This window comes from Rhodanobacter soli (assembly GCF_039523495.1).
Classification (GTDB): domain Bacteria; phylum Pseudomonadota; class Gammaproteobacteria; order Xanthomonadales; family Rhodanobacteraceae; genus Rhodanobacter; species Rhodanobacter soli.
The window spans coordinates 1,270,019-1,290,736 of record NZ_BAAAFK010000001.1 but is presented as its reverse complement, the minus strand read 5'-3'; the positions used below and the strand labels follow the sequence as shown (position 1 = coordinate 1,290,736).

19 protein-coding genes are annotated in these 20,718 nt (G+C 66.4%); 7 read left to right on the top strand and 12 right to left on the bottom strand.

Going from position 1 to position 20,718, the window contains the following annotated elements:
* The first annotated feature begins 52 nt into the window (after positions 1–52).
* The 4 genes from ABD024_RS05840 to ABD024_RS05825 all read left to right on the top strand — a co-directional run bounded on the left by ABD024_RS05840 (position 53) and on the right by ABD024_RS05825 (position 4,953).
* Positions 53–1,087, top strand: a complete 1,035-nt coding sequence (locus ABD024_RS05840; RefSeq protein ID WP_343850595.1) for an amidohydrolase family protein — start codon at positions 53–55, stop codon at positions 1,085–1,087.
* Positions 1,084–1,602 (top strand): hypothetical protein, encoded by a 519-nt coding sequence (locus tag ABD024_RS05835; protein WP_343850593.1) that lies wholly within the window; start codon positions 1,084–1,086, stop codon positions 1,600–1,602. Before ABD024_RS05840 ends, ABD024_RS05835 begins: the two co-directional genes overlap by 4 nt.
* Positions 1,603–1,663: 61 nt before the next feature.
* A complete protein-coding gene (gene kynU / locus ABD024_RS05830; RefSeq protein WP_343850591.1) occupies positions 1,664–2,941 on the top strand; it encodes a kynureninase in 1,278 nt (425 codons plus the stop codon).
* A 200-nt stretch (positions 2,942–3,141) separates the two neighbouring features.
* Complete coding sequence (locus ABD024_RS05825; protein ID WP_343850589.1) at positions 3,142–4,953, top strand: tetratricopeptide repeat protein; 1,812 nt, start codon at positions 3,142–3,144, stop codon at positions 4,951–4,953.
* Positions 4,954–5,299: 346 nt separating this feature from the next.
* On the opposite strand, the gene ABD024_RS05820 is transcribed toward ABD024_RS05825, so the two are convergent.
* The 11 genes from ABD024_RS05820 to ABD024_RS05770 all read right to left on the bottom strand — a co-directional run bounded on the left by ABD024_RS05820 (position 5,300) and on the right by ABD024_RS05770 (position 16,838).
* On the bottom strand, positions 5,300–6,562 hold the full coding sequence (locus tag ABD024_RS05820; RefSeq protein ID WP_343850586.1) for a glutamate-5-semialdehyde dehydrogenase: 1,263 nt from the start codon (positions 6,560–6,562) through the stop codon (positions 5,300–5,302).
* Complete coding sequence (gene proB / locus ABD024_RS05815) at positions 6,559–7,746, bottom strand: glutamate 5-kinase (RefSeq protein ID WP_343850584.1); 1,188 nt, start codon at positions 7,744–7,746, stop codon at positions 6,559–6,561. The genes ABD024_RS05820 and proB overlap by 4 nt, the downstream gene beginning before the upstream one ends.
* 13 nt (positions 7,747–7,759) lie before the next feature.
* Positions 7,760–9,055 carry an argininosuccinate lyase gene (gene argH / locus ABD024_RS05810; RefSeq protein WP_343850582.1) on the bottom strand — a complete coding sequence of 432 codons (1,296 nt, stop codon included), beginning with the start codon at positions 9,053–9,055 and terminating at the stop codon, positions 7,760–7,762.
* A 97-nt stretch (positions 9,056–9,152) separates the two neighbouring features.
* Positions 9,153–10,109, bottom strand: coding sequence for an N-acetyl-gamma-glutamyl-phosphate reductase (gene argC / locus ABD024_RS05805; RefSeq protein ID WP_343850580.1), 957 nt, complete (start codon positions 10,107–10,109; stop codon positions 9,153–9,155).
* Between the two features lie 3 nt (positions 10,110–10,112).
* On the bottom strand, positions 10,113–11,447 hold the full coding sequence (locus tag ABD024_RS05800) for an acetylglutamate kinase (protein WP_343850578.1): 1,335 nt from the start codon (positions 11,445–11,447) through the stop codon (positions 10,113–10,115).
* Positions 11,434–12,525, bottom strand: coding sequence for an acetylornithine deacetylase (locus ABD024_RS05795; RefSeq protein ID WP_343854518.1), 1,092 nt, complete (start codon positions 12,523–12,525; stop codon positions 11,434–11,436). Before ABD024_RS05795 ends, ABD024_RS05800 begins: the two co-directional genes overlap by 14 nt.
* A 38-nt stretch (positions 12,526–12,563) precedes the next feature.
* Positions 12,564–13,757 carry an argininosuccinate synthase gene (locus tag ABD024_RS05790; RefSeq protein WP_343850576.1) on the bottom strand — a complete coding sequence of 398 codons (1,194 nt, stop codon included), beginning with the start codon at positions 13,755–13,757 and terminating at the stop codon, positions 12,564–12,566.
* A gap of 28 nt (positions 13,758–13,785) precedes the next feature.
* Positions 13,786–14,259, bottom strand: coding sequence for an OsmC family protein (locus ABD024_RS05785; protein ID WP_343850573.1), 474 nt, complete (start codon positions 14,257–14,259; stop codon positions 13,786–13,788).
* A complete protein-coding gene (locus ABD024_RS05780) occupies positions 14,256–14,879 on the bottom strand; it encodes an FMN-binding negative transcriptional regulator (RefSeq protein ID WP_343850571.1) in 624 nt (207 codons plus the stop codon). The genes ABD024_RS05785 and ABD024_RS05780 overlap by 4 nt, the downstream gene beginning before the upstream one ends.
* 7 nt (positions 14,880–14,886) lie before the next feature.
* Complete coding sequence (locus ABD024_RS05775; protein ID WP_343850569.1) at positions 14,887–15,894, bottom strand: N-acetylornithine carbamoyltransferase; 1,008 nt, start codon at positions 15,892–15,894, stop codon at positions 14,887–14,889.
* A 416-nt stretch (positions 15,895–16,310) separates the two neighbouring features.
* A complete protein-coding gene (locus tag ABD024_RS05770) occupies positions 16,311–16,838 on the bottom strand; it encodes a glycine zipper 2TM domain-containing protein (protein ID WP_343850567.1) in 528 nt (175 codons plus the stop codon).
* Between the two features lie 189 nt (positions 16,839–17,027).
* On the opposite strand from ABD024_RS05770, the gene cysS reads away from it, so the two are divergent.
* Together cysS and ABD024_RS05760 are read left to right on the top strand one after the other, a co-directional pair.
* Complete coding sequence (gene cysS / locus ABD024_RS05765; protein WP_343850565.1) at positions 17,028–18,398, top strand: cysteine--tRNA ligase; 1,371 nt, start codon at positions 17,028–17,030, stop codon at positions 18,396–18,398.
* Between the two features lie 52 nt (positions 18,399–18,450).
* On the top strand, positions 18,451–18,882 hold the full coding sequence (locus ABD024_RS05760) for a SufE family protein (protein WP_343850563.1): 432 nt from the start codon (positions 18,451–18,453) through the stop codon (positions 18,880–18,882).
* 134 nt (positions 18,883–19,016) lie between these two features.
* On the opposite strand, the gene dksA is transcribed toward ABD024_RS05760, so the two are convergent.
* Positions 19,017–20,246: an RNA polymerase-binding protein DksA gene (gene dksA, locus ABD024_RS05755; RefSeq protein WP_343850561.1), complete on the bottom strand. Its 1,230-nt coding sequence runs from the start codon at positions 20,244–20,246 to the stop codon at positions 19,017–19,019.
* Between the two features lie 145 nt (positions 20,247–20,391).
* On the opposite strand from dksA, the gene yidD reads away from it, so the two are divergent.
* A complete protein-coding gene (yidD, locus tag ABD024_RS05750; RefSeq protein WP_343850559.1) occupies positions 20,392–20,634 on the top strand; it encodes a membrane protein insertion efficiency factor YidD in 243 nt (80 codons plus the stop codon).
* Positions 20,635–20,718: the final 84 nt, after the last annotated feature.

Below are 20,718 nucleotides of genomic sequence, written 5' to 3'. Positions count from 1 at the left end.
CCATGTGCGGGCGCAACGCGACGCCACCGCGCGGAGGTTTTACACTGCGCAGATGCTCAAGATCGATACCCACGCGCATATCTTGCCCCGCGACTGGCCGAATCTGGCAGCCAAGTACGGCGACGACCGCTTCCCGGTGATGACCCATACCGGCGGGCGCCACCGCATCTACAAGGACAGCCGGTTCTTCCGCGAGGTGTGGGATTCGGCGTTCGACCCGCAGACGCGCATCGACGACTACGCCCGCTTCGGCGTCGACGTGCAGGTGATCTCCACCGTGCCGGTACTGTTCTCGTACTGGGCGCCGGGACACCAGGCACTGGAGCTGCATCGCCATCTGAACGAGCACATGGCCGGCATCTGCCGCGACCACCCGCGCCATTACGCCGGCATCGGCACGGTGCCGCTGCAGGCGCCGCAGCTGGCCGTGCGCGAGCTGGAACGCTGCATCGACGAACTGGGCCTGCAGGGTGTGCAGATCGGCTCGCACTGCGGCGACTGGAACCTGGATGCGCCGGAACTGTTCCCGTTCTTCGAGGCCGCCGCCGATCTCGGCGCCGCGGTGCTGGTGCACCCGTGGGACATGATGGGCATGGCCAGCATGCCGAAATACTGGATGCCGTGGCTGGTCGGCATGCCCGCCGAACAGTCGCGCGCCGCCTGCTGCCTGGTCTTCGGCGGCGTCATGGAGCGGCTGCCGAAGCTGCGCGTGATGCTGGCCCACGGCGGCGGCAGCTTCCCCGCCACCATCGGCCGCATCGAGCACGGCTTCAGGATGCGCCCGGACCTGGTCGCCACCGACAACCCGCGCAACCCGCGCGAGTACCTCAAGCGCTTCTACTTCGACTCCTGCGTGCACGACGACCAGGCGCTGCGCTATCTGCTGGATGTGACGGGCGCCCACCAGGTGATGCTCGGCACCGACTATCCTTTCCCGCTGGGGGAGCAGGAACCCGGCAGCGGCATCGAGGCGCTGGGCCTGGACGAGGCCGACCGCGCGCGTCTGTTCCATGGCACGGCGCTGGAATGGCTGGGCCTGCCCCGCCACCGCTTCGCTCCCGATCCCCTCCCGAAGGAACCCGCATGAGCCTTCTGCGCAGCACCACCCTCGCGATCGCCTTCGCCGCCGTCCTGCTGGCCGGTGGCGTGCACGCTGCCGACGTCAGCATGGCCGACGGCAGCGTCCACTTCAGCACGCCGGACAGCTGGCTCGGCATCATGGAAACCCAGGGCGACCCCGAAGCCCGCGTGTTCCAGGTGCCCGACCCCTCGCCCACCGGCAAGAACAGCCTGGCCCGCGTCACCGTCACGGTGAAGCAGGTGGCCGACGTCAACGGCTTCAACCAGTACCGCAGCGAAGCCACCGCAAAAGCCATGGCGCTGCCCGGATACAAGGCCGCCGCGGTGCCGCCGAGCCCGAACAGCAACGTCTATACCGCGCAGGAAAACGCCACCGGCTTCAGCTACACCGAACACTACTGGCTCAAGAACGGCCGCGCGATCCAGCTGCGCTGCGTGCGCCCCAGCCAGACCGAAGCCGGCGCCGAGTGGAAGGCCGCCTTCGACAAGGGCTGCGACGCGATTGCCGCGCAACTGAAGTAAGTCCGCGTCGATCCCGTTCCTGCTTTGCAGGGGAAGGATCAACACTCCAACGAGATACCTGATGCCCGCAAGCTTCGAAGCCACCCTCGACTGGGCCCATGCCCGCGACGCTGCCGACCCGCTGCGCGCATTCCGCGACGAGTTCCTGATCCCGCCACACGAAGGCCACGACAGTACGTACTTCTGCGGCAACTCGCTCGGCCTGCAGCCGCGCGCGGTGCGCGAAGCGGTCAACGCGGAACTGGATTACTGGGGCGAACTGGGCGTCGAAGGCCACTTCAAGGGCCGCCTGCCGTGGATGGACTACCACGAGTTCGTGCGCGACGACCTTGCTGTCGTGGTCGGCGCACAGCCCCTCGAAGTGGTGGCGATGAACACCCTGGGCGTGAACCTGCACCTGATGATGGTGAGCTTCTACCGCCCCAGCGCCGAACGCCCGGCGATCCTGATCGAGGCCGGGGCATTTCCCACCGACCGCTACGCGGTCGAATCGCAGATCCGCTTCCACGGCTTCGACCCGGCCACTGCGCTGATCGAACTGGAAGCCGACGAGCCGAACGGCACCACCTCGCTCGCCGCGATCGAGCGCGCGCTGGCCGAGCACGGCTCGCGCATCGCGCTGGTGATGCTGTCCGGCGTGCAATACCGCACCGGCCAGGCGTTCGACCTGAAGGCGATCACCGAGCTGGGGCACAAGCACGGCTGCACGGTCGGCTTCGACCTCGCCCACGCCGTGGGCAACCTGTCGCTGCAACTGCACGACAGCGGTGCCGATTTCGCGATCTGGTGCAGCTACAAATACTTGAACAGCGGCCCCGGCGCGGTCGGCGGCGCATTCGTGCACGAGCGTCACGCCAAAGCCATGCTGCCGCGCTTCGCCGGCTGGTGGGGCCACGACAAGACCACCCGCTTCCAGATGGGTCCGGAGTTCGTACCCACCCCCGGCGCCGACGGCTGGCAACTGTCCAACCCACCGATCCTCGCGCTGGCCCCGCTGCGCGTGTCGCTGGAAATCTTCCGTCGTGCCGGCATGGATCGCCTGCGCGAGAAATCGCTGCAGCTCACCGGCTACCTGGAATGGCTGGTGCAAACCCAAGTCGCCGACGTGCTGCAAGTGGTGACGCCGGTCGAACCGCAGCGCCGCGGCGCCCAACTGTCGATCCGCGTGATCGACGGGCGCGAACGCGGCCGCGCCCTGTTCGAATACCTGATGGCCCACGGCATCATCGGCGACTGGCGCGAACCCGACGTGATCCGGATCTCGCCGGCACCGCTGTACAACCGGTTTGCGGATTGCCTGGCGTTTGCGGAAGCGGTGCGGGAATGGAGCCACGGCTGACCGATTCGATACCCTGACTGCTTATGTCCGCTTTCGACCCGTCGCTGACGGTGACGAACGACTGCTTTCGGCTAGACGGGCTGCCTATGGCGCGCGACTCCAGCGGATCTCGCGCATGCCAGCCTTGTCCGCCGACCGGCCCGGCCGTGCTGCGGCGGGCCGGCGCTATACTCGCCGAGGCTGGGGACCGGAGCCATGCGGTGGAAGAATTCTTCGCACGACTGAAAGAACACAAGCTGGTGCAATGGCTGCTGGGCTATGCGGCGGTGGCAGTAGCTTTGATACCCGTGCTGGATATCGTTGCGGCGCAGTTTGGTTGGCCGGAGAGTTTGCGTCGCGGTATTACGCTGGTGCTGATCATGGGTTTCTTCGTGGTGCTGGTGCTGGCCTGGTATCACGGCGAGCGCGGGGCCCAGAAAATGCCGCGCTCGGAGAAGTTGATTTTGGTGGGGTTGATTGTCGTGAGTGGTGTGCTGTTGTGGCGCTTGGCGCCGCCTGCGCAGCAAGCCATGGCGGTGGACAGCAGCGCGGCAAACACCGTTGATGCCAAGGCTATTGCCGCCAAGCCCCCGGCGAAAAATTCGATCGCCGTGATGCCGTTTGCCGACCTCAGCGTAGCGCAGGACCAGGCACTGTTCTCCGAAGGCATGGCCGAGGAAATCCTCAACGCGCTTACCCGGATCAAGAGCCTGCGCGTGCTCGGTCGTAGTTCGTCATTCCAGTTCCAGGGCAAGGACATCCCACCGCAAACAGTTGGCCAGCAACTCGGCGTGGCACATGTGTTGACTGGCTCGGTGCGCAAGCAGGGCAATGAACTGCGCATCACGGTGGAGTTGGTGCGCACCAGTGACGGCGTGCAGCAGTGGTCGAACCAGTACGACGGCAACCTGGCCGATGTGTTCAAGCTGCAGGACGCCTGCGCACGAGACGTGGCCAGCGAGCTGGATATCACCCTCAGCGATGCCGGTGCCCGACGTCTGGTCGACAAGGTGACCGACAATTCGCAGGCCTATGCGAAGTTCATCGAGGCGCAGGAACTGGTGACGAAACGGGTGGGTGACAGCCTGCCGCGAGCGATCGCCCTGCTGGATGAAGCGACCGGGCTGGACCCGCATTTCACACGCGCCTGGTCGACGCTGGCCGTGGCCTACGCCGTGCTTCCCCAATACAGCAACGCCGACTGGCAGACGAGCTGGCTGGCGTCTGATCAAGCAGCACAGCGAGCGCTCGCGCTCAATCCGAATGATGCGGATGCTTACGCCGCCCTGAGCTACAACCAGTTCTCGCAGCGGCACTACAGTTCCATGGTGGAACCGATGCAGCGCGCGCTGGAACTGGCTCCAGAGAATTCCGCAGTGAGTTACTGGGCGGCGAACGAGCTGGCCGCAATGGGCCGTAGCCGCGATGCCGAAACACGGCTTGATGCCGCGCTGGCCAACGACCCCGCCAACCCCCTGTTGTTGTTTTACAAGAGCATGCTTCGCTGGCGCGAAGGCGACCAAGCGGGCGCGCTCGATTTCATCCACCGTAGCGGCACGGCCGACTCTCCGTTCGGCGAACTGATGCTCGGGTTTTACGATGCGGCTCACGGTGACAAGGAGGGAGCCAAGCGAAGCTTCGCAAGATCCACTCGCCACATGGGTTCAACGATCCCCGATCAGGAACTGCAGGCAATCTATCTCGGCACGTTTGGCACCATCAGCCAAAGGCAAATGGCGCTGAAAATCGTCGATGCGCACGCGGGTGATGAGTGGGCACCCACCCTGCTGTTGCAACTGGGCGAAGCGGGACGCTCGTTCGACCTGTACGAGCACGGCCACAGCGGCTTGTCCGATGCCTACCTCAACTGGCTGTGGCAGCCGGAGCCGTGGTCGCGCAAGGCGCGTCAGGATGTCGCCTTCCAGGGCTTCGCCAAGCGGCTGGGCATGGTCGACTACTGGAAGCGCAACGGCTGGCCGGACCTGTGCAAGCCGGCCCCAAGCGCAGGCCAGAACGCATTCACGTGCCGATAATACCGATCCCGCCTCCTTGCCGACCTCAAGCGAAGTCATCTGTGCTCAGGGGCCCCTTCATCACGCGGGCCGGCCAGCACGATCCGCACTTCGCAACCTTGCGCACGCGGGCCCGTTTGCCACTCGCGGGCCGACGGTTCCCGCGGCAGCCGGTTCGAGCCAGCAGTGAGCGACGCGGACTCGGCCAAACGAGTGCCTCGAACGCCGTGGCACATCACGAGCAGCGCTGCGTAAGCGAGATCCCATGCCGGAATCGGCGCCGTTACACGCACGGCGAACGTCAGCTCTGGGGCGACTTGATTGAAGCGTCGACTGACGGGTTGTGGCCGAAAGCAGACGTCCAACATCACACCCGGCTCTGCGGATGCCGCACCTGCCCTTCCCCGCGCACTACGAAGCGCTCCACCGTGAGCGCCTCCGCGCCCATCGGGCCGTAGGCGTGCAGCCGGGTGGTGGAGATGCCGATTTCGGCGCCCAAGCCCAATTCGCCGCCGTCGCTGAAGCGGGAGGAGGCGTTGACCATCACCACGGCGGAGCGGATCGCCTGCACGAAGCGTTGCGCGGCGGCTTCGTCGGTGGTGGCGATGACTTCGGTGTGGTCGGAGCCGTAGCGGCGGATGTGGGCAATGGCGGCGTCGAGGTTATCGACCACGCGCACGGCGAGGATCAGGTCGAGGAATTCGGCGGCGTAGTCGTCTTCCGTGGCGGCGTGCATGTCGGGGACCAGTGCGCGGCTGCGTTCGTCGCCGCGCAGTTCGATGCCGCGTTCGCGCAAGGCAGCCACCGCGCGCGGCAGGAAGGCGTCGGCGACGTCGCGATGCACCAGCAGCGTCTCCAGCGCGTTGCACACGCCGGGGCGCGAGGTCTTGCCGTCGATCAGCAGATTCAACGCCAGGTCGGGGTCGGCGGCGCGGTCCACGTACAGATGGCAAACGCCCTTGTAGTGCTTGATCACCGGTACCCGCGCGTGCTCGGCGACGAAGCGGATCAGGCCTTCGCCGCCGCGCGGGATGGCCAGGTCGACGATGTCGACGAGTTGCAGCAGTTCGACCATTGCCTCGCGGCTGAGATCCTGCAACACCGTCACCGCCGCCTCGGGCACGCCGTGCGTGCGCAGCGCGGCATGCAATGCCGCGGCGATGGCGAGGTTGGAATGGATCGCCTCGGAGCCGCCGCGCAGGATCACCGCGTTGCCGGCCATCAGGCATAGCGCCGCGGCGTCGGCGGTGACGTTGGGGCGCGCCTCGTAGATCATCGCGATCACGCCGAGCGGAATGCGCACGCGCTCGACCGACAGCCCGTTCGGCCGCGTCTCATGGCGGGTCGTCACGCCGACCGGATCGGGCAATTCGGCCACCTCGCGCAGCGCGCCGGCGATGCCGGCCACGCGCGCTTCGTCCAGCCGCAGGCGGTCGAGCATGGCGTCCTGCACGCCTTTCGCCACGGCCTGGCGCATGTCCTCGGCATTGGCGGCCAGCACCGCGGCGGACTGCGCTTCCAGCGCCGCGGCCATGTTGCGCAGCAGCGTGCGCTTCGCCTCGCTGCCCAGCGCCGCAACGACCTGGGCGGCGTCACGGCAAGCCAGTGCCTGTTCGCGGATCGTACTCATGCGTTGATCTCCTGCCCGGACGCAACCGGGCGATTCATGCTGACGAGGTCGTCGCGATGCACCACCTCGTCGCCGTAGCTGTAGCCGAGCACGCCGTCGATCTCGCGGCTGTGCCGGCCGGCCAGACGGCGCACCTCGGCGGCACCGTATTGGCTGAGTCCGCGCGCAACGGCGGCGCCGTCCATGTCGACGATCTCCACCAGGTCGCCGCGGTGGAAGTCGCCGTCGGCGCCGAGCACGCCGCCCGGCAGCAACGAGACGCGCCCGCCGGCCAGCGCCTTCACTGCACCGGCGTCGATGCGGATGCGGCCCGGTGCAGCGGGTGCGTGGCGCAGCCAGTACTTGCGCGCCTGCAATCGTGTGGAAGCCGCGGCGATCAGCGTACCGCGCAGCTGCCCGCGTTGCAGCGCCTGCACGGTGGCCGTCTCGCGTCCGCTGAACAAGGCCGTGGGGATGCCGGCGGCGGCAGCTTTCGCTGCCGCCTGCAGCTTGGTGTGCATGCCGCCGGTGCCGGCCGCGCTGCCGCTGTCGCCGGCCATCGCGACGATCTCCGGGGTCAGTGTTGCTACCTGCGCGATCGGTACGGCCGCGGGATCGCGCCGCGGGTCGGCGCTGTACAGCGCATCGACGTCGGAGGCGATCAGCAGCAGGTCGGCGTCGACCAGCGCGGCCACGATGGCCGCGAGGTTGTCGTTGTCGCCGAGCTTCAGCTCATCCACCGAGACGGTGTCGTTCTCGTTGATCACCGGCAGCACGCCAAGCTGCAGCAGCTCGCGCAGGGTGGCGCGCGCGTTGAGGTAGCGGCGGCGGTTGCGCAGGTCGTCATGGGTCAGCAGCACCTGTGCCACCGGCCGTGCAGACAGCGACTGCCATAGCGCGATCATCGGCGCCTGGCCCAGCGCGGCCAGCGCCTGCCGCGCGGCGAGGCCACCGCCATCGCTGGCATGCTGACGCAGCAGTGCGCGGCCCGCCGCCACCGCGCCGGAGGACACCAGCACGATCTGACGACCGTCCGTGTGGCTGGCGGCGATGAAATCAGCCAAGGCTTCGGCGTACCGCGGCGTGAGGCCGCCGCCATCGGCAGCGAGCAGGTTGCTGCCCACTTTCAGCACAGCGCGGCGCCACGGCGGCAGTGCCTGTTCGGGCAGCTCGGTGCGCGCGTTCTCCGTGTCGATCGCCGTCATGCCCGTACTCCGCTCAGTCGTCGAAAGCGCGCAGGCGCGCGTGCATTTCGTCCAGGCGCAAATCGTCTCCGGCACCCGGCGAAACACGTGCGGCGAGGCTGCTTTCCGGAGTGCGCCCCTGCCCTGCGGAAGCCGCAGTTTCCGCCGCAGCGCGATAGGCATCGCGGAACGGCACGCCGGCCGCGGCCTGTTCGATCGCCACGTCGGTGGCGTACATCGCCGGCTCGATCGCGGCACGCATCGCCCCCGCGTTCCACTCAAGCCGCGCCAGCAAGTCGGGCACCAGTTCCAGTGCGCCCAGGCCGTGACGCACGCCGTGGAACAGCGAACCCTTGGAGAATTGCAGGTCGCGCTGGTAGCCGGACGGCAGCGACAGCAGCTGTTCGATCTCGGTGCGCGCGGCGGCCACGCTGGCGTAGCTGGCGCGCAGCAGTTCGATCACGTCGGGGTTGCGCTTGTTCGGCATGATCGAGCTGCCGGTGGTGTACTCGGCCGGCAGCTTGACGAAGTTGAACTCGGCGGTGGTGAACAGCGACAGGTCCCATGCCAGCCGGCGCAGATCGAGCAGCGCGCCGCCGATCGCTTCGAGCACCGCCATCTCGAACTTGCCGCGCGACAACTGCGCGTAGATCGGGCTGATCTGCATGCGCGCGAAGCCGAGCGCCCGAGTGGTGTGCTGGCGATCCAGCTTCAGGTTCACGCCGTAGCCGGCGGCGGTGCCCAGCGGATTGGCGTCGATCAACGCCAGCGTCTGCCGCGCACGCAGCGTGTTGTCGATGAAAGCCTCGGCGAAGCCGGCGAACCACATCGCGGTGGACGACACCACGGCGCGCTGCAGATGGGTGTAGCCCGGCAGCGGCAGCGCCGGCTGCGCGGCGCGTTCGAGGCAGGCTTCGGCGATGGTGCGGCAATGTATTTCCAGCGCAACAAGCTTGTCCTTCAGCCACAAGCGGGTGGCGACCAGGATCTGGTCGTTGCGGCTGCGCCCGGTGTGCACGCGGCGGCCGGCGTCGCCGAGGCGCTCGGTGAGCCGAGCCTCGATCGCCGAATGGCCATCCTCGTAGCGTTCGTCCAGCACGAACGCGCCGCTGGTGAAATCGGCGGCCAGCACATCCAGCTCGCGCTTCAACGCCGCCGCTTCGTCGGCGCTGACCACGCCGATATTGGCCAGCCCTTCCACGTGCGCCTTGCTGGCGGTGATGTCGTGCAGGAAGAACTCGCGATCCAGCAACACGTCGTCGCCGGCGAGGAACTGCATGATCTTCGCGTCGATCTGGATGCCGGCTTTTTGCCAGAGGGGTTGGGTCATGGTGGTGTCCTGGTACGTACTTTTGTAGGAGCCCGCTCGCGGGCGATGCTTGTTTTCTGCAACGCCCGGAGCAAGAGCATCGCCCGCGAGCGGGCTCCTACGACAGTGGGATCGCGGTGTATTCGTCCACGCCGATCGCGCGGTTGATGTTCTGCATCGCCTGCGTCGCGGCGCCCTTGAGCAGGTTGTCCAGCGTGGCCACGATCACCACGCGCTTGCCGTCGGCCGAGACCGCGAAGCCGCCGACCTCGGCATGGTGACGATGCGCGATGCGGCTGACCCACGGTGCCTCGTCGGTCACGCTGACCAGCTTCTCGTTGCCGTAGGCGGCGCGGAAGCGCTGCAGCACATCCTCGCGCTTCAGCGGCCGCGAGAGATACAGGTTGCAGGTGACGGTGAGGCCGCGAAAGTGCGGCGCCACGTGCGGCATGAACTCCACCGGCACGCCGAGCCGGAACGAGGCTTCCTTCTCGTGCATGTGGCCGGTGAGCGCGTACGGCATCAGGTTGTCGCGCAGCTTTTCCGGATCGTTCTTGTCCGACGGCGTGGTGCCGGCGCCGGAATAGCCGGATACACCGAAGCACACCGGCGGCGCGGCCAGCAGGTCTTTCAGCGGTTCAATCGAGAGCTGCATCGCGGTGGCGTAGCAGCCGGGGTTGCTGATGTGTTTCTCGCCGCGCCACCGCTCACGGGTGAGTTCGGGGAGGCCGTAGTACCAGCCTTTGTCGAAGCGGTAGTCGGCGGAGAGATCGAGGATCAGCGTGTCCGGCTTCGCCGCGTCGATCGCCTCGACATAGGGAGCCGCCTTGCCGTTTGGCAGCGCCAGGATCACCACGTCGGCAGCCTGCGCCGCCACCGCGGCCGGGTCCAGGCTGGCATAACGCAGTTCGCCGGCGTAGCCGTCGACGTGATCGGCCACGCGCTGGCCATCCAGCTCGCGCGAAGAGACGAAGGCCAGCTCCAGCGCCGGGTGCGCCGCGATCAGGCGGATCAGTTCGGTGCCGGTGTGGCCGCGGGCGCCGACGATGCCGACGCGTTTCTTCTGGGTGCCCATGGCTCAGTCCGTCAGTGTCGGCTGGCGCTGCGCGCAGTGCGCCACGCAGCGGGAGATCGTGTCGAGGTCATCGATGCCGTACCAGAACACCTTCCAGCGCGGCTGCTTGATGCAGCCATCCGATTCGGCGTAGTAGAAATGATTGACGGGGTTGCCGTGGCGCGAGCGCCAGAACAACTGCGGATGCTCCTCGCGCATCACCTGCCACACGGCGCGGCCCAGGCCTTCGCCCTGGGCATCGTCGAGCACGGCGAACTTGTCCAGGTACGGCAGGCCCTGCTCGTGGTCGACGTCTTCCATGCTGAGGATCATCGCGGCGCGGTAGTTCTCGCTGACGTAGATGCGAAACGGTTTCGTGCGCTCGAAATAATCCGGCACCAGGGTGCGGCCGAAGCTGGATTCGATCAGCGTGCGCATGCGTGCCAGGTCGATGCCTTCCCACGATGCGAACCTCAGCACCCGCTCGCCGCGCCGGACCAGGGTGCCGGAGCCCTTGTGGGTGAACAGTTCCTTCGCCAGTTCGGACGGCCGGGTGATCGACACCGACGAGGTCAGCGGCAGGTCGGCCAGCAGGTCGGCGATCTGCTCGATCTTCAGGCGCATGCCGCCGTTGATCCACGGCTGCGCCATCAGGTGTTCGAACTCGGTGGACAGGTTGATCGAGTCGATCAGCTTGCCCTGGCCGTCGAGCAGACCGCCGGTGCCGGTGAGGAACACGATCTTGTACGGCTGCAGCACGCGCACCAGTTCGTTGGCGGCGACGTCGGCGTTGACGTTGAGAATCTGCCCCTCGTCGGTCTCGCCGAGACTGGCGATCACCGGGATCGAGTTCGCGCGCAGGCTGGCCTCGATCGGCGCCAGGTTGATGCTCTCCACCTTGCCGACCAGGCCCAGGGCATCGCGGTCGAGGTAGCTGGCCATGAACACGCCCGACGGCACCGCGGTGGCGCGGGTATCCATCGACTGCAGCGCTTCCACCAGCTTCAGGTTCTGCTGCATGAACACGCGGCGCACGATGCCCAGCGCCTTCGGCGAGGTCACGCGCAGGCCGCCCACGGTCTGCTTCTCGATGCCGGCGGCGGCCAGCTCCTCGTCCAGCTGCGGGCCCGCGCCATGCAGCACGATCGGTGTGAGGCCCACCTGCTGCAGGAAGGTCAGCGACGAGGCGAGGTCGGCCAGCTCGTCGCGCAGCACCGCGCCGCCGACTTTCACCACGGCGAAACGCTTGGCGTCCAGCTCGGAGAAGCGCTTGAGGTACTGCTGGATTTCCTTCGCGCTGCCCATGCTCGAAAGCAGGCGCACGATGGTCTTGCGGGTGTTGTGCTTAGCCGTGTCCATTGTCGATGATCCGGAATATCGTTGTTGCGTAGTGCTGCAATTGATCGAGCGCGACCCACTCGTCGGCGCTGTGCGCCTGGGCGATGTCGCCGGGGCCGTAGACGAAGGCGGTGTAGCCGGCAGCGGAGAACAGCGCCGCCTCGGTCCAGAAGTCCACCGCATTGCCGACCGGAATGCCCAGCTCGTCGGCGAGGTCGCGCGCGACCAGCCGGTTGGCCTCGGCGTTCGCCGTGTCGCCGGCGGGCAGCGAGGCGCCGCGGAAAGTCTCCGTGAATTCCACCGGTTGTGGATCCACCAGATTGCGGAAGCGGATCAGCAGATGTTCCGGACTCATCGTGGGCAGCGCACGGAAACCGAAGCGCACCTCCGTCGTAGGCGCGATCATGTTCGCCTTGATGCCGCCCTCGACACGGCCGATGTTGAAGCGCAGGCCGGTGAGACCACCGAAGCGCTCGTGCGACTGCGCCGCCACGAAATCCAGCGCCGCATTGCCCCAGCGCACCGCCTGATGCAGCGCGCTGTCGCTGGGCTTTTGCTCACCCGAGGCGTGCCCGGCATGGCCGGCGAAGCGCATCAACACGGACTGGATGCCACGATGCGCCAGCACCGCCTCGCCCTTGGTGGGCTCGGCCACGATCACCGCTTCGTAGGCATGCGGCTCGCGCAGGAAGCCCGCGATGCAGCGTGCATCGTTCGCTTCCTCGTCGGTGGAAAACAGCAGCGCGAGATCGCCATTGCTGGCATTCGCCGCCGCCAGCAACGCCGCCGCCGCACCCTTGATGTCGCACGCGCCCAAGCCGATCGCGCGATCGGCCGTGACCCTCAACGTGTGCGGGTCGGCCGTCCACGCGGGCGAATCCGGCACCGTGTCCAGGTGCACGTTGAACAGGATCTTCGGCTCGCCGCGCACGGCGTGCAAGGCCACCGCGCCGGCACCGAAATCGGTCACCGTCACGTCGAAGCCTGGCAACTGCGCGCGCAGGTAATCGAAGATGCCGCCGGTGTCGATCGCGCGCGGCGGATTGCGCGTGTCGAAACCGACCAGCGCCCGCAAGTGCTCCAGCGTCGCGTCGAGCAGCACCGACGAATCCCGATTCCCGACTCCCGACTCCCGGTTCACGACCGATTGACCTCGGCCCACAGCGTCGAACTCATGCCGAACAGCTTGATGAAGCCCTCGGCCTCCTCCACGCCCCAGTCGGCCGACTGCGCGTAGGTGGCGCCCTTGGCGTTGAGGATGTGCTTCGACTCCACCGCCACCGCACCGACGCTGCCGCCGTGCGTCTCCAGCGTCACCGTGCCGTTGACGGTGGACTGGCTGGAGGCCAGGAACGCCTCCAGGTCGGTCTTCAGCGGGTCGTGGAAAAAGCCCTCGTAAACCAGCTCCACCCACTTGCGTGCCACCTCGGGCTTGAAGCGGTTCTGCTGCTTGCTGAGCACGGCCTCTTCCAGCGCGCGGTGCGCGGTGAGCAGCGCGATCAGGCCCGGCGCCTCGAAGATGATGCGGCCCTTCAGGCCGATCGTGGTGTCGCCGGTATAGAGGCCGCGGCCCACGCCGTACTGCGCGAACAGGCCATTGAGCTTCGCCAGCATCTGGTGCCCGGCGATCGCCTCGCCGTCCAGCGTCACCGCCTCGCCGTTGACGAAGCCGATCTTCACCTGCAGCGGTTTGGACGGCCATTCGGCACGCGGTTTGCACCAGCCCACCGCGCCGGCGCCGGGCGCCTGCCACTTGTCGATCTCGCCGCCGGACATGGTCAGTCCGAGCAGATTCTCGTTGATGGTGTACGCCTGCTGCTTGGCGCGCACGCCGAAGCCGCGGTCTTCCAGGTACTTCTGCTCGTAGGCGCGCGTCTGCGTATGTTCCTTCTGGATCTCGCGGATCGGCGCCACGATCTGGTAGTCGCCCAGCGCTTTCACCGCCAGGTCGAAACGCACCTGGTCGTTGCCCATGCCGGTGCAGCCGTGTGCGACCGCCTTCGTGCCCAGTTCGGCGGCACGCTTCAGCGCGGCCTCGACGATCAGGTAGCGGTCGGACACCAGCAGCGGGTACTGCCCCTGGTAGCCCTCGCCGGCCCACACGAACGGCTTGACGAAGCCCGCCCAGATCGCCGGGCCGCCATCCACGGTGACGTGACTGGCCACGCCCAGTTCCTTCGCGCGGTTCTCGATGAAGGCGCGCTCCTCCGCATCGACACCGCCGGTATCGGCGAACACGGTATGCACGGCCCAGCCGCGCTCCTGCAGATAGGGCACGCAGAAACTGGTGTCGAGGCCACCGGAAAAGGCGAGGACGATGTCTTTGCTCATGACTTGCAGATCCTGGAAATGAAAACGACTAAACGGATGCGATGACGATGCGCGGCTCGCAGCGCACCGGGAAATTCACGGAATTGGCAATGAAGCAGGCGTGGTGCGCCGCCTCGTGTGCTGCTTCGGCCTTGGCCGGGTCGCTGGCGGCGCTGACCGTCACGGTGGGGTGCAGTACCACTTCGACGAAGCGGCCACCGTCGCCTTCGGTGGCCATCGTGCCTTCCGCGGCGTCGGAGTACGCCGTGACCACCACGCCGGCCACGGTGGCCATGTGCAGGTAGGACAGCATGTGGCAGGTCGACAGCGCAGCGACCAGCATGTCCTCGGGGTTGTGCCGGGTGGCATCGCCGCGGAACGCGGGGTCGGAGGAACCGGCGATCGCCGGCTTGCCGTCGATGCGGATCACGTGGTCGCGGCGGTAGTTGCGGTAGCCGTCCGTACCCGTGCCGAGATTGCCGGTCCACTCCACGCCGACGCGATAGTGATGCTGATGGTTCACGGTTTCGATTCCTCTTGTTGAGTCATCCATGCGGCCAGTTCAGCATCGCCATCACCGTCACGCTCGCACAGCCCGGTGATCACGCCCGCGCGATTGCGTGCGGGATGGTTCTGGCTCAGCTTGAACTTGCCCTCGATGCGATCGATCGCGATTTCGAGGCCGACGATCGCGCGCAACGACGTCTCGATGTGGTCGTCCGGCGCATCGCTGATCTTCCACGGCTGCGGCTGGCCCGCTTCATGGTGATCGGTCAGGGTTTCCAGCAGGCGGCGCAGCCATATCGCGTCGTCGATCACGCGCAACCGGCCGTGCACATGCACTACCGCGTAGTTCCAGGTCGGCACCTCGCGCCCGGTCTCGTGCTTGCTCGGGTACCAGTTCGGGCTGATGTAGCCGTCCGGCCCCTGGAACACCAGCAGCACCTCGGCGCCATCCAGTCGCGCCAGTTCGTTGCCGCGCGCGACATGGCCGTGCAGCACGTCGCCGACGAGTTCGAACGGCAGGTGATTGGCCGTCAAGCCATCGGCCGTAAGAGTCACCAGCGTGGCGAACGGATACGCACGGATCAACCCGTGCAGGGCCTCGACGCGGGTTTCCACGAAATGCTTGGGCGTATACATGATCTGCTCAACCCTGACTGATCAACGAAGCCATCACCGCCTTCTGCACATGCAGGCGGTTCTCGGCCTCGTCGATGGCGATGCAGGCGGGCGAATCCATCACCGCGTCGGTGGCCTTGATGTTCCGGCGCAGCGGCAGGCAGTGGCTGAACAGGCCGCGGTTGGTCAGCGCCATCTTCGCCTCGTCGACGATGAAGTGCTTGCTCGCTTCGCGAACCGGCTTTTCCTGCTCCCACCGGCCGAAGAACGGCAGCGCGCCCCAGCTCTTGGCGTAGACCACGTCGGCGCCGGCGTAGGCTTCCTCGATGTTGTGACTGACCTTCAGCGAGCCACCGTTCTGCTCGGCGTTCAGACGGCCAAACGCCATGTAGCGCTCGTCGAGCACGTAATCGGGCGTGGGGCACAGCAAGGTCACGTCCATGCCCATCTTGGTCGCGATCAGCAGCGCGGAGTTCGCCACCGCGGTGTTCAGCGGCTTCGGATGATAGGTCCAGGTCAGCACGTACTTTTTGTTCTGCAGGTCGCCCAGGTGCTCCTTCAGCGCCAACGCGTGGGCCAGCTCCTGGCAGGGGTGGGTGATCGTCTCCATGTTGATCACCGGTACCGTCGCGTACTGCGCGAACGCCTTGATCACCTTGTCCTGCCGATCCACTGCCCAGTCCTGGAACTTCGGGAACGCGCGCACCGCAATCAGGTCGACGTAGCGCGACAACACCCGCGCCACCTCGGCGATATGTTCCTCGGTATCGCCGTCCATCACGCTGCCCACTTCGAACTCGATCGGCCACGCGTCCTTGCCCGGTGCCAGCACGATCGCGTGGCCACCCAGCTGGAACGCGCCCAGCTCGAAGCTGGTGCGGGTACGCATCGACGGATTGAAGAACAGCAGCGCGATCGACTTGCCGGCCAGTTGCTGGCCGCGTGGCGAACGCTTGATCGCCGCCGCCTGCTCCAGCAGCGCGTCGATCTCGGCACGGCTGTAATCCTGGGTGGTCAAGAAATGCCGAATGGTCATGAAGTCGATGCCCTGTCGAGGAGTCCGGCCATGGATGGCCGGGATGTTGCGAATGGATTCGCGCCAGATTGTGTGGTCCGGCCATAAATGGCCGGGGTGTTGCGAATGGACCCGCGTGAAATAAACCAACAAAAAACCCGGCACGCAGGCCGGGTTTTGTCGTCGATGCACATGAAACGCGTGCGACTGCCTACCCGGCCGAGTGTCCATACAACGGTCGGCGCGCACGCGACGTCATGCCAGCAGCCGCGCGGGCGCTGGTCAGTACGGTGGCGGTATAGACGGCTGTGGACATGCGGATACCAAACTTAGAGAGTGCGCATCATGGCGGCAATTTCGCTGCCGTGCAACAAAAAAAACCGGATCCCGAAAAAAGATCGCCGCCAACGAGTGGCGGCGACGATCATGCGGGTGAATCAGTCGGCGGGATCGACCCGCACGCGCACGCGCAGACGCTCGCCCGGATCGTAGTTCAGGCGCGACGTGTAGACCTCGCCGCGATAGCGGTATTCCACGTCGTAGCCGATGATCCGGCGCTGCTCGCTGACCGAGCTGACCTCGCGACACTGGGTCTGGGTGGTTTCGTACTCGCCACCGCGACCGGCCGCCCGGTTGCCCACCGCACCGCCTGCCACGGCACCGACGACAGTCGCCGCCTTGCGCCCGTCGCCCTTGCCCACGGTGTTGCCCAGCACGCCACCGATCACGGCGCCCAGCACCGTGCCGGCCGTGCTGTTGCCGCCCTCGCGGCGGACCACCGGCTGCTCGTAGCATTCCTGCCGCGGTACTTCGGTGCGGGTAACACCTTGCACCGGGTCCGCGCGCAGTACATCGGCCCAGCCGTAGTGGGCGTTGTCATCGGTATTGGCGTAGCGCCCATCCTGCGCATGGACGCCGGTCGCCATCACGGCAAGTACCAGTGCGGAAAGCCACAGCTTGGTCATCACGACCTCCAATCTCGAAACCACGGGCGCGTTTGCACGCGTACTGGCAGCATTGCAGCAAGATCACGCTGAATACACGCTTAGAACACGTTCCCGGCGGGCCTTGCGCGACTCGGCCACTTACACCTTGTTAAGATACCGGGCTGGCCGCGCGCTGCCCTGCGTCGTCCCACGTTGCGGATCCCACCGATGCCGATATCGCTCTACAACAGCCTGACCCGCCGCACCGAGCCATTCGCCCCGCTCGATCCCGAGCGCGTGACGATGTACCTGTGCGGCCCCACCGTCTACAACTACGTGCACATCGGCAATGCGCGCGGACCGGTGGTGTTCGACGTGCTGGTGCGCCTGCTGCGCCGGCACTATCCGCAGGTGTTGTACGCCCGCAACATCACCGACGTCGATGACAAGATCAACACCGCCGCGCAGCAGCAGGGCGTGCCGATCGGCACGATCACCGGCCGCTTCGCGCAGGCTTATCGCGAGGACATGGCCGGACTCGGCGTGGCGCCGCCGGACATCGAGCCGCACGCCACCACCCACATCGGCCCGATCATCACGATGATCGAAAGCCTGCTGGACAGCGGCCACGCCTATGCCGCCGAGGGCCATGTGCTGTTCGACGTCGGCTCGTTCCCCGCCTATGGCGAGTTGTCCGGGCGTGACCCCGAGGAACTGCTCGCCGGCGCCCGCGTCGAGGTGGCCCCATACAAGCGCAACGCCGGCGACTTCGTGCTGTGGAAACCGTCCACGTCCGACCTGCCCGGCTGGGACAGCCCGTGGGGTGTGGGCCGGCCCGGCTGGCACATCGAGTGCTCGGCGATGAGCGCGGCGCACCTGGGCGACACCATCGACATCCACGCCGGTGGCGTCGACCTGCTGTTCCCGCATCACGAGAACGAAATCGCCCAGTCCACCTGCGCGCACGGCGGCAAGGTGTTCGCGCGCTGGTGGATGCACAACGGCATGCTCACCTTCGACGGCCGCAAGATGTCCAAGTCGCTGGGCAACGTGCTGCTGGTGCATGAGTTGCTGCAGCTGCATCCGCCCGAGGCGCTGCGCCTGCGCCTGCTGAGCGGCCACTACCGGCAGCCGCTGGACTGGTCCGAAGCGGCCATCACCCAGGCGACCAGCACGCTGGACGGCTGGTATCGCGTGCTGCGCGACCTCGCCGGCGTCGAACTGCCGGCCGGGGAATTGCCGGTGCCGGAACGCATCGAGGCAGCCTTGTGCGACGACCTCAACACGCCGCAGGCGCTGGCCGAGCTGTCTGTGCTGGCCGATGCCGCGCGCCAGTCCGGCAGCGCCGAGGCGAAAGCCACCCTGCTCGGCGGCGGCGCCCTGCTCGGCCTGCTGCAGCAGGATGCGGAAGCCTGGTTCAGGCGCGGCGAGAGCACGGTCGACGCGGCGCACATCGAGGAGCTACTGCAACAGCGCCAGGCCGCCCGTGCCGCCCGCGATTTCGCACGCGCCGACACGATCCGCGACGAACTGGCAGCCATGAACATCGCGATCGAGGACGGCGCCCAGGGCACGCGCTGGAGTGTGGCGAAAGGCTGAGCGATGCCGGCATGCACTCGTGAATTCAGCTTGTCCGCGCGATAATATCCGCATGAACGCCATTGCCATCACCAGCGCCGAGCAGGCCCAGCAGGACATCGCCGAGGAATTCGCGTTCTTCGGCGACTGGACCGAGCGTTACCAGTACCTGATCGATCTCGGCAAGCAGCTACCAGCCTTCCCCGAAGCGTGGAAGACGGAAGAGCACCGCGTGCACGGCTGCCAGTCGATGGTCTGGCTGGTGCCCAGTGGCGATGCATCGAAGATGCATTTCGAGGCGATCAGCGATTCGGCGATCGTCTCCGGCCTGATCGCCCTGGTGTTGCGCGTCTATTCCGATCGTCCGGCCACGGAGATCGTCGCCACCGAACCCACCTTCATCGGCACGATCGGCCTGGCCAAGCATCTCTCGCCCACGCGCTCGAACGGGCTGGCGGCGATGCTGGCGAAATTGAAGGGCTACGCCGCGACGGCCGCAAGCTAAGGAGTGAGCAAGCGACGTGGCACCTCGCCTTTCGCTTCGTTCCACGCAAAAAGCCCCGCTCGAAGCGGGGCTTTTTTGAAGAGTCCGGCACGGATGCCGGGCTTGATCTTTGCGCTCACGGAGGAGCGCAGAAATCAATCCCCCATCTGCTTCTGCAGGTGCTCGCGGCGCTCCTGCGCATCCAGCGACAGCGTCGCGATCGGACGCGCGTCGAGACGGTCGATGCCGATTTCCTCGTCGGTCTCTTCGCAGAAACCGTAGCTGCCTTCCTCGATCCGCCGCAGCGCCTTGTCGATCTTCGAGATCAGCTTGCGGTAACGATCGCGGGTACGAAGCTCCAGTGAGTTTTCGGTCTCGCGGGTGGCCCGTTCGGCTTCGTCGCCTACGTCACGCACCTCCTCGCGCAGGTTGTCCATGGTCTGGCGCGACTCTTCCACCAGCTGATCGCGCCAGTCGCGCAGCTTGTTGCGGAAGTAGGCCAGGTGCATCGGGTTCATGTACTCCTCGTTCGGCGAGGGGTGATAACCCTTGGGCAACGTGATGTTGCTGGTGGAAGGTAACGCGTACCGCCCGTCTTCGCGGGTGATGCCGTTATCGAGTTTTTTTGAAGCAAGTCTATTCATTGGGGACAACGAGGTTTTCTGATTTTTGTGGGAAGAGGCATGATGCGCGGCGGCTGGGGCTGCACGCGGTGTCACCATGGCGGTTGCACTCGCCACCTTGCCCTTGAACAGGGTGCTGGCGGGTGCCGGGGATGCGCTTTTGACAACCGCCACCGGTGCCGGCTTGGCAACGGGTTTCGCGGTCGGCTTGGTGGCCGGCTTGGTGGCCGGCTTGGCCGCCGGTTTCGCCACCGGCTTCGCGGCATGCCTGGCCACGGGTTTGGCTGGCGGTGCTTTCTTGGCGACCACCTTGGTCACCGGTTTTGCTGCCGGTTTCCTGGCGGCGGCACTCTTGGGCTTGGCGTTCTTGACGACGACCTTCTTGACGGCAGCCTTCTTCGGCGCCGGCTTCTTCGCAACGACCTTCCTGGCCGCCACTTTCTTCACGGCCGTTTTCTTCACGGCTGCCTTCTTCGCGACAGGCTTCTTCGCCGGGCTGGCTTTCTTCGCTGGCGACTTGGTGACAGCTTTCTTGACCGCGGGCTTGGCGACCGGTTTCCTGGCAGCCACCGGCCTGGCCGCGACTTTCTTCGTCGCCGTCTTGCTGGCCGCACCGCGGCTGGTCCTTGCAGGTGCCTTGCTGGCGCTCTTCACGGTCCGCCCCTTGCTTCCAGCTGTCTTCGACTTGCCGGCCTTGACGTCAGCCGAAGTCTTGCCCTTCTGCGCCTTGGCGGCGGTCGAACTACGCGTCGTTTTCGCCATATCCCTTCACCGTTTTTGGCCGTGGCGGCCGGGTGTTATAGCCCATGTGTCCTACACCAGCAAGCTCGCTTCTGGAATACTTGTACCACTACCCGCCGCAAGCCGCTCCGGCACCGTGAATGTCCTGACCCGATTGATACTGTGGATGCTGCGTTTGTACAAGCGCTGGCTCAGTCCCCTGCTTGGCCCGCGTTGCCGCTTCCACCCCACTTGTTCCGATTATGCACGGATTGCGGTCACCCGCTTCGGCCCGTGGCGCGGCAGCCTGCTGACTGGTTGGCGGCTGCTACGCTGCCAGCCATTGTGCACGGGCGGCGAAGACCCGGTACCCGACAACTTTCATTTCCCCCGCTGTCGTTGCCGGGAAGATCCCCCTGACGTTCATTGATCGGTAGAAGCAGAAGGCCGCCGCTTCCACACCCACTTCCCCCTGAGGCACGGCCGCGTCAACACGATTGCCGAACGGATGCTT

Coding starts and splice junctions, on each gene's coding strand:
- ABD024_RS05800 (WP_343850578.1), bottom strand. CDS start 11,447: ATGGACACGGCTAAGCACAACACCCGCAAGACCATCGTGCGCCTGCTT.
- kynU (WP_343850591.1), top strand. CDS start 1,664: ATGCCCGCAAGCTTCGAAGCCACCCTCGACTGGGCCCATGCCCGCGAC.
- argC (WP_343850580.1), bottom strand. CDS start 10,109: ATGGGCACCCAGAAGAAACGCGTCGGCATCGTCGGCGCCCGCGGCCAC.
- ABD024_RS05770 (WP_343850567.1), bottom strand. CDS start 16,838: ATGACCAAGCTGTGGCTTTCCGCACTGGTACTTGCCGTGATGGCGACC.
- ABD024_RS05840 (WP_343850595.1), top strand. CDS start 53: ATGCTCAAGATCGATACCCACGCGCATATCTTGCCCCGCGACTGGCCG.
- yidD (WP_343850559.1), top strand. CDS start 20,392: ATGCTGCGTTTGTACAAGCGCTGGCTCAGTCCCCTGCTTGGCCCGCGT.
- ABD024_RS05760 (WP_343850563.1), top strand. CDS start 18,451: ATGAACGCCATTGCCATCACCAGCGCCGAGCAGGCCCAGCAGGACATC.
- dksA (WP_343850561.1), bottom strand. CDS start 20,246: ATGGCGAAAACGACGCGTAGTTCGACCGCCGCCAAGGCGCAGAAGGGC.
- ABD024_RS05775 (WP_343850569.1), bottom strand. CDS start 15,894: ATGACCATTCGGCATTTCTTGACCACCCAGGATTACAGCCGTGCCGAG.
- argH (WP_343850582.1), bottom strand. CDS start 9,055: ATGACCCAACCCCTCTGGCAAAAAGCCGGCATCCAGATCGACGCGAAG.
- ABD024_RS05780 (WP_343850571.1), bottom strand. CDS start 14,879: ATGTATACGCCCAAGCATTTCGTGGAAACCCGCGTCGAGGCCCTGCAC.
- ABD024_RS05820 (WP_343850586.1), bottom strand. CDS start 6,562: ATGAGTACGATCCGCGAACAGGCACTGGCTTGCCGTGACGCCGCCCAG.
- proB (WP_343850584.1), bottom strand. CDS start 7,746: ATGACGGCGATCGACACGGAGAACGCGCGCACCGAGCTGCCCGAACAG.
- ABD024_RS05835 (WP_343850593.1), top strand. CDS start 1,084: ATGAGCCTTCTGCGCAGCACCACCCTCGCGATCGCCTTCGCCGCCGTC.
- cysS (WP_343850565.1), top strand. CDS start 17,028: ATGCCGATATCGCTCTACAACAGCCTGACCCGCCGCACCGAGCCATTC.
- ABD024_RS05790 (WP_343850576.1), bottom strand. CDS start 13,757: ATGAGCAAAGACATCGTCCTCGCCTTTTCCGGTGGCCTCGACACCAGT.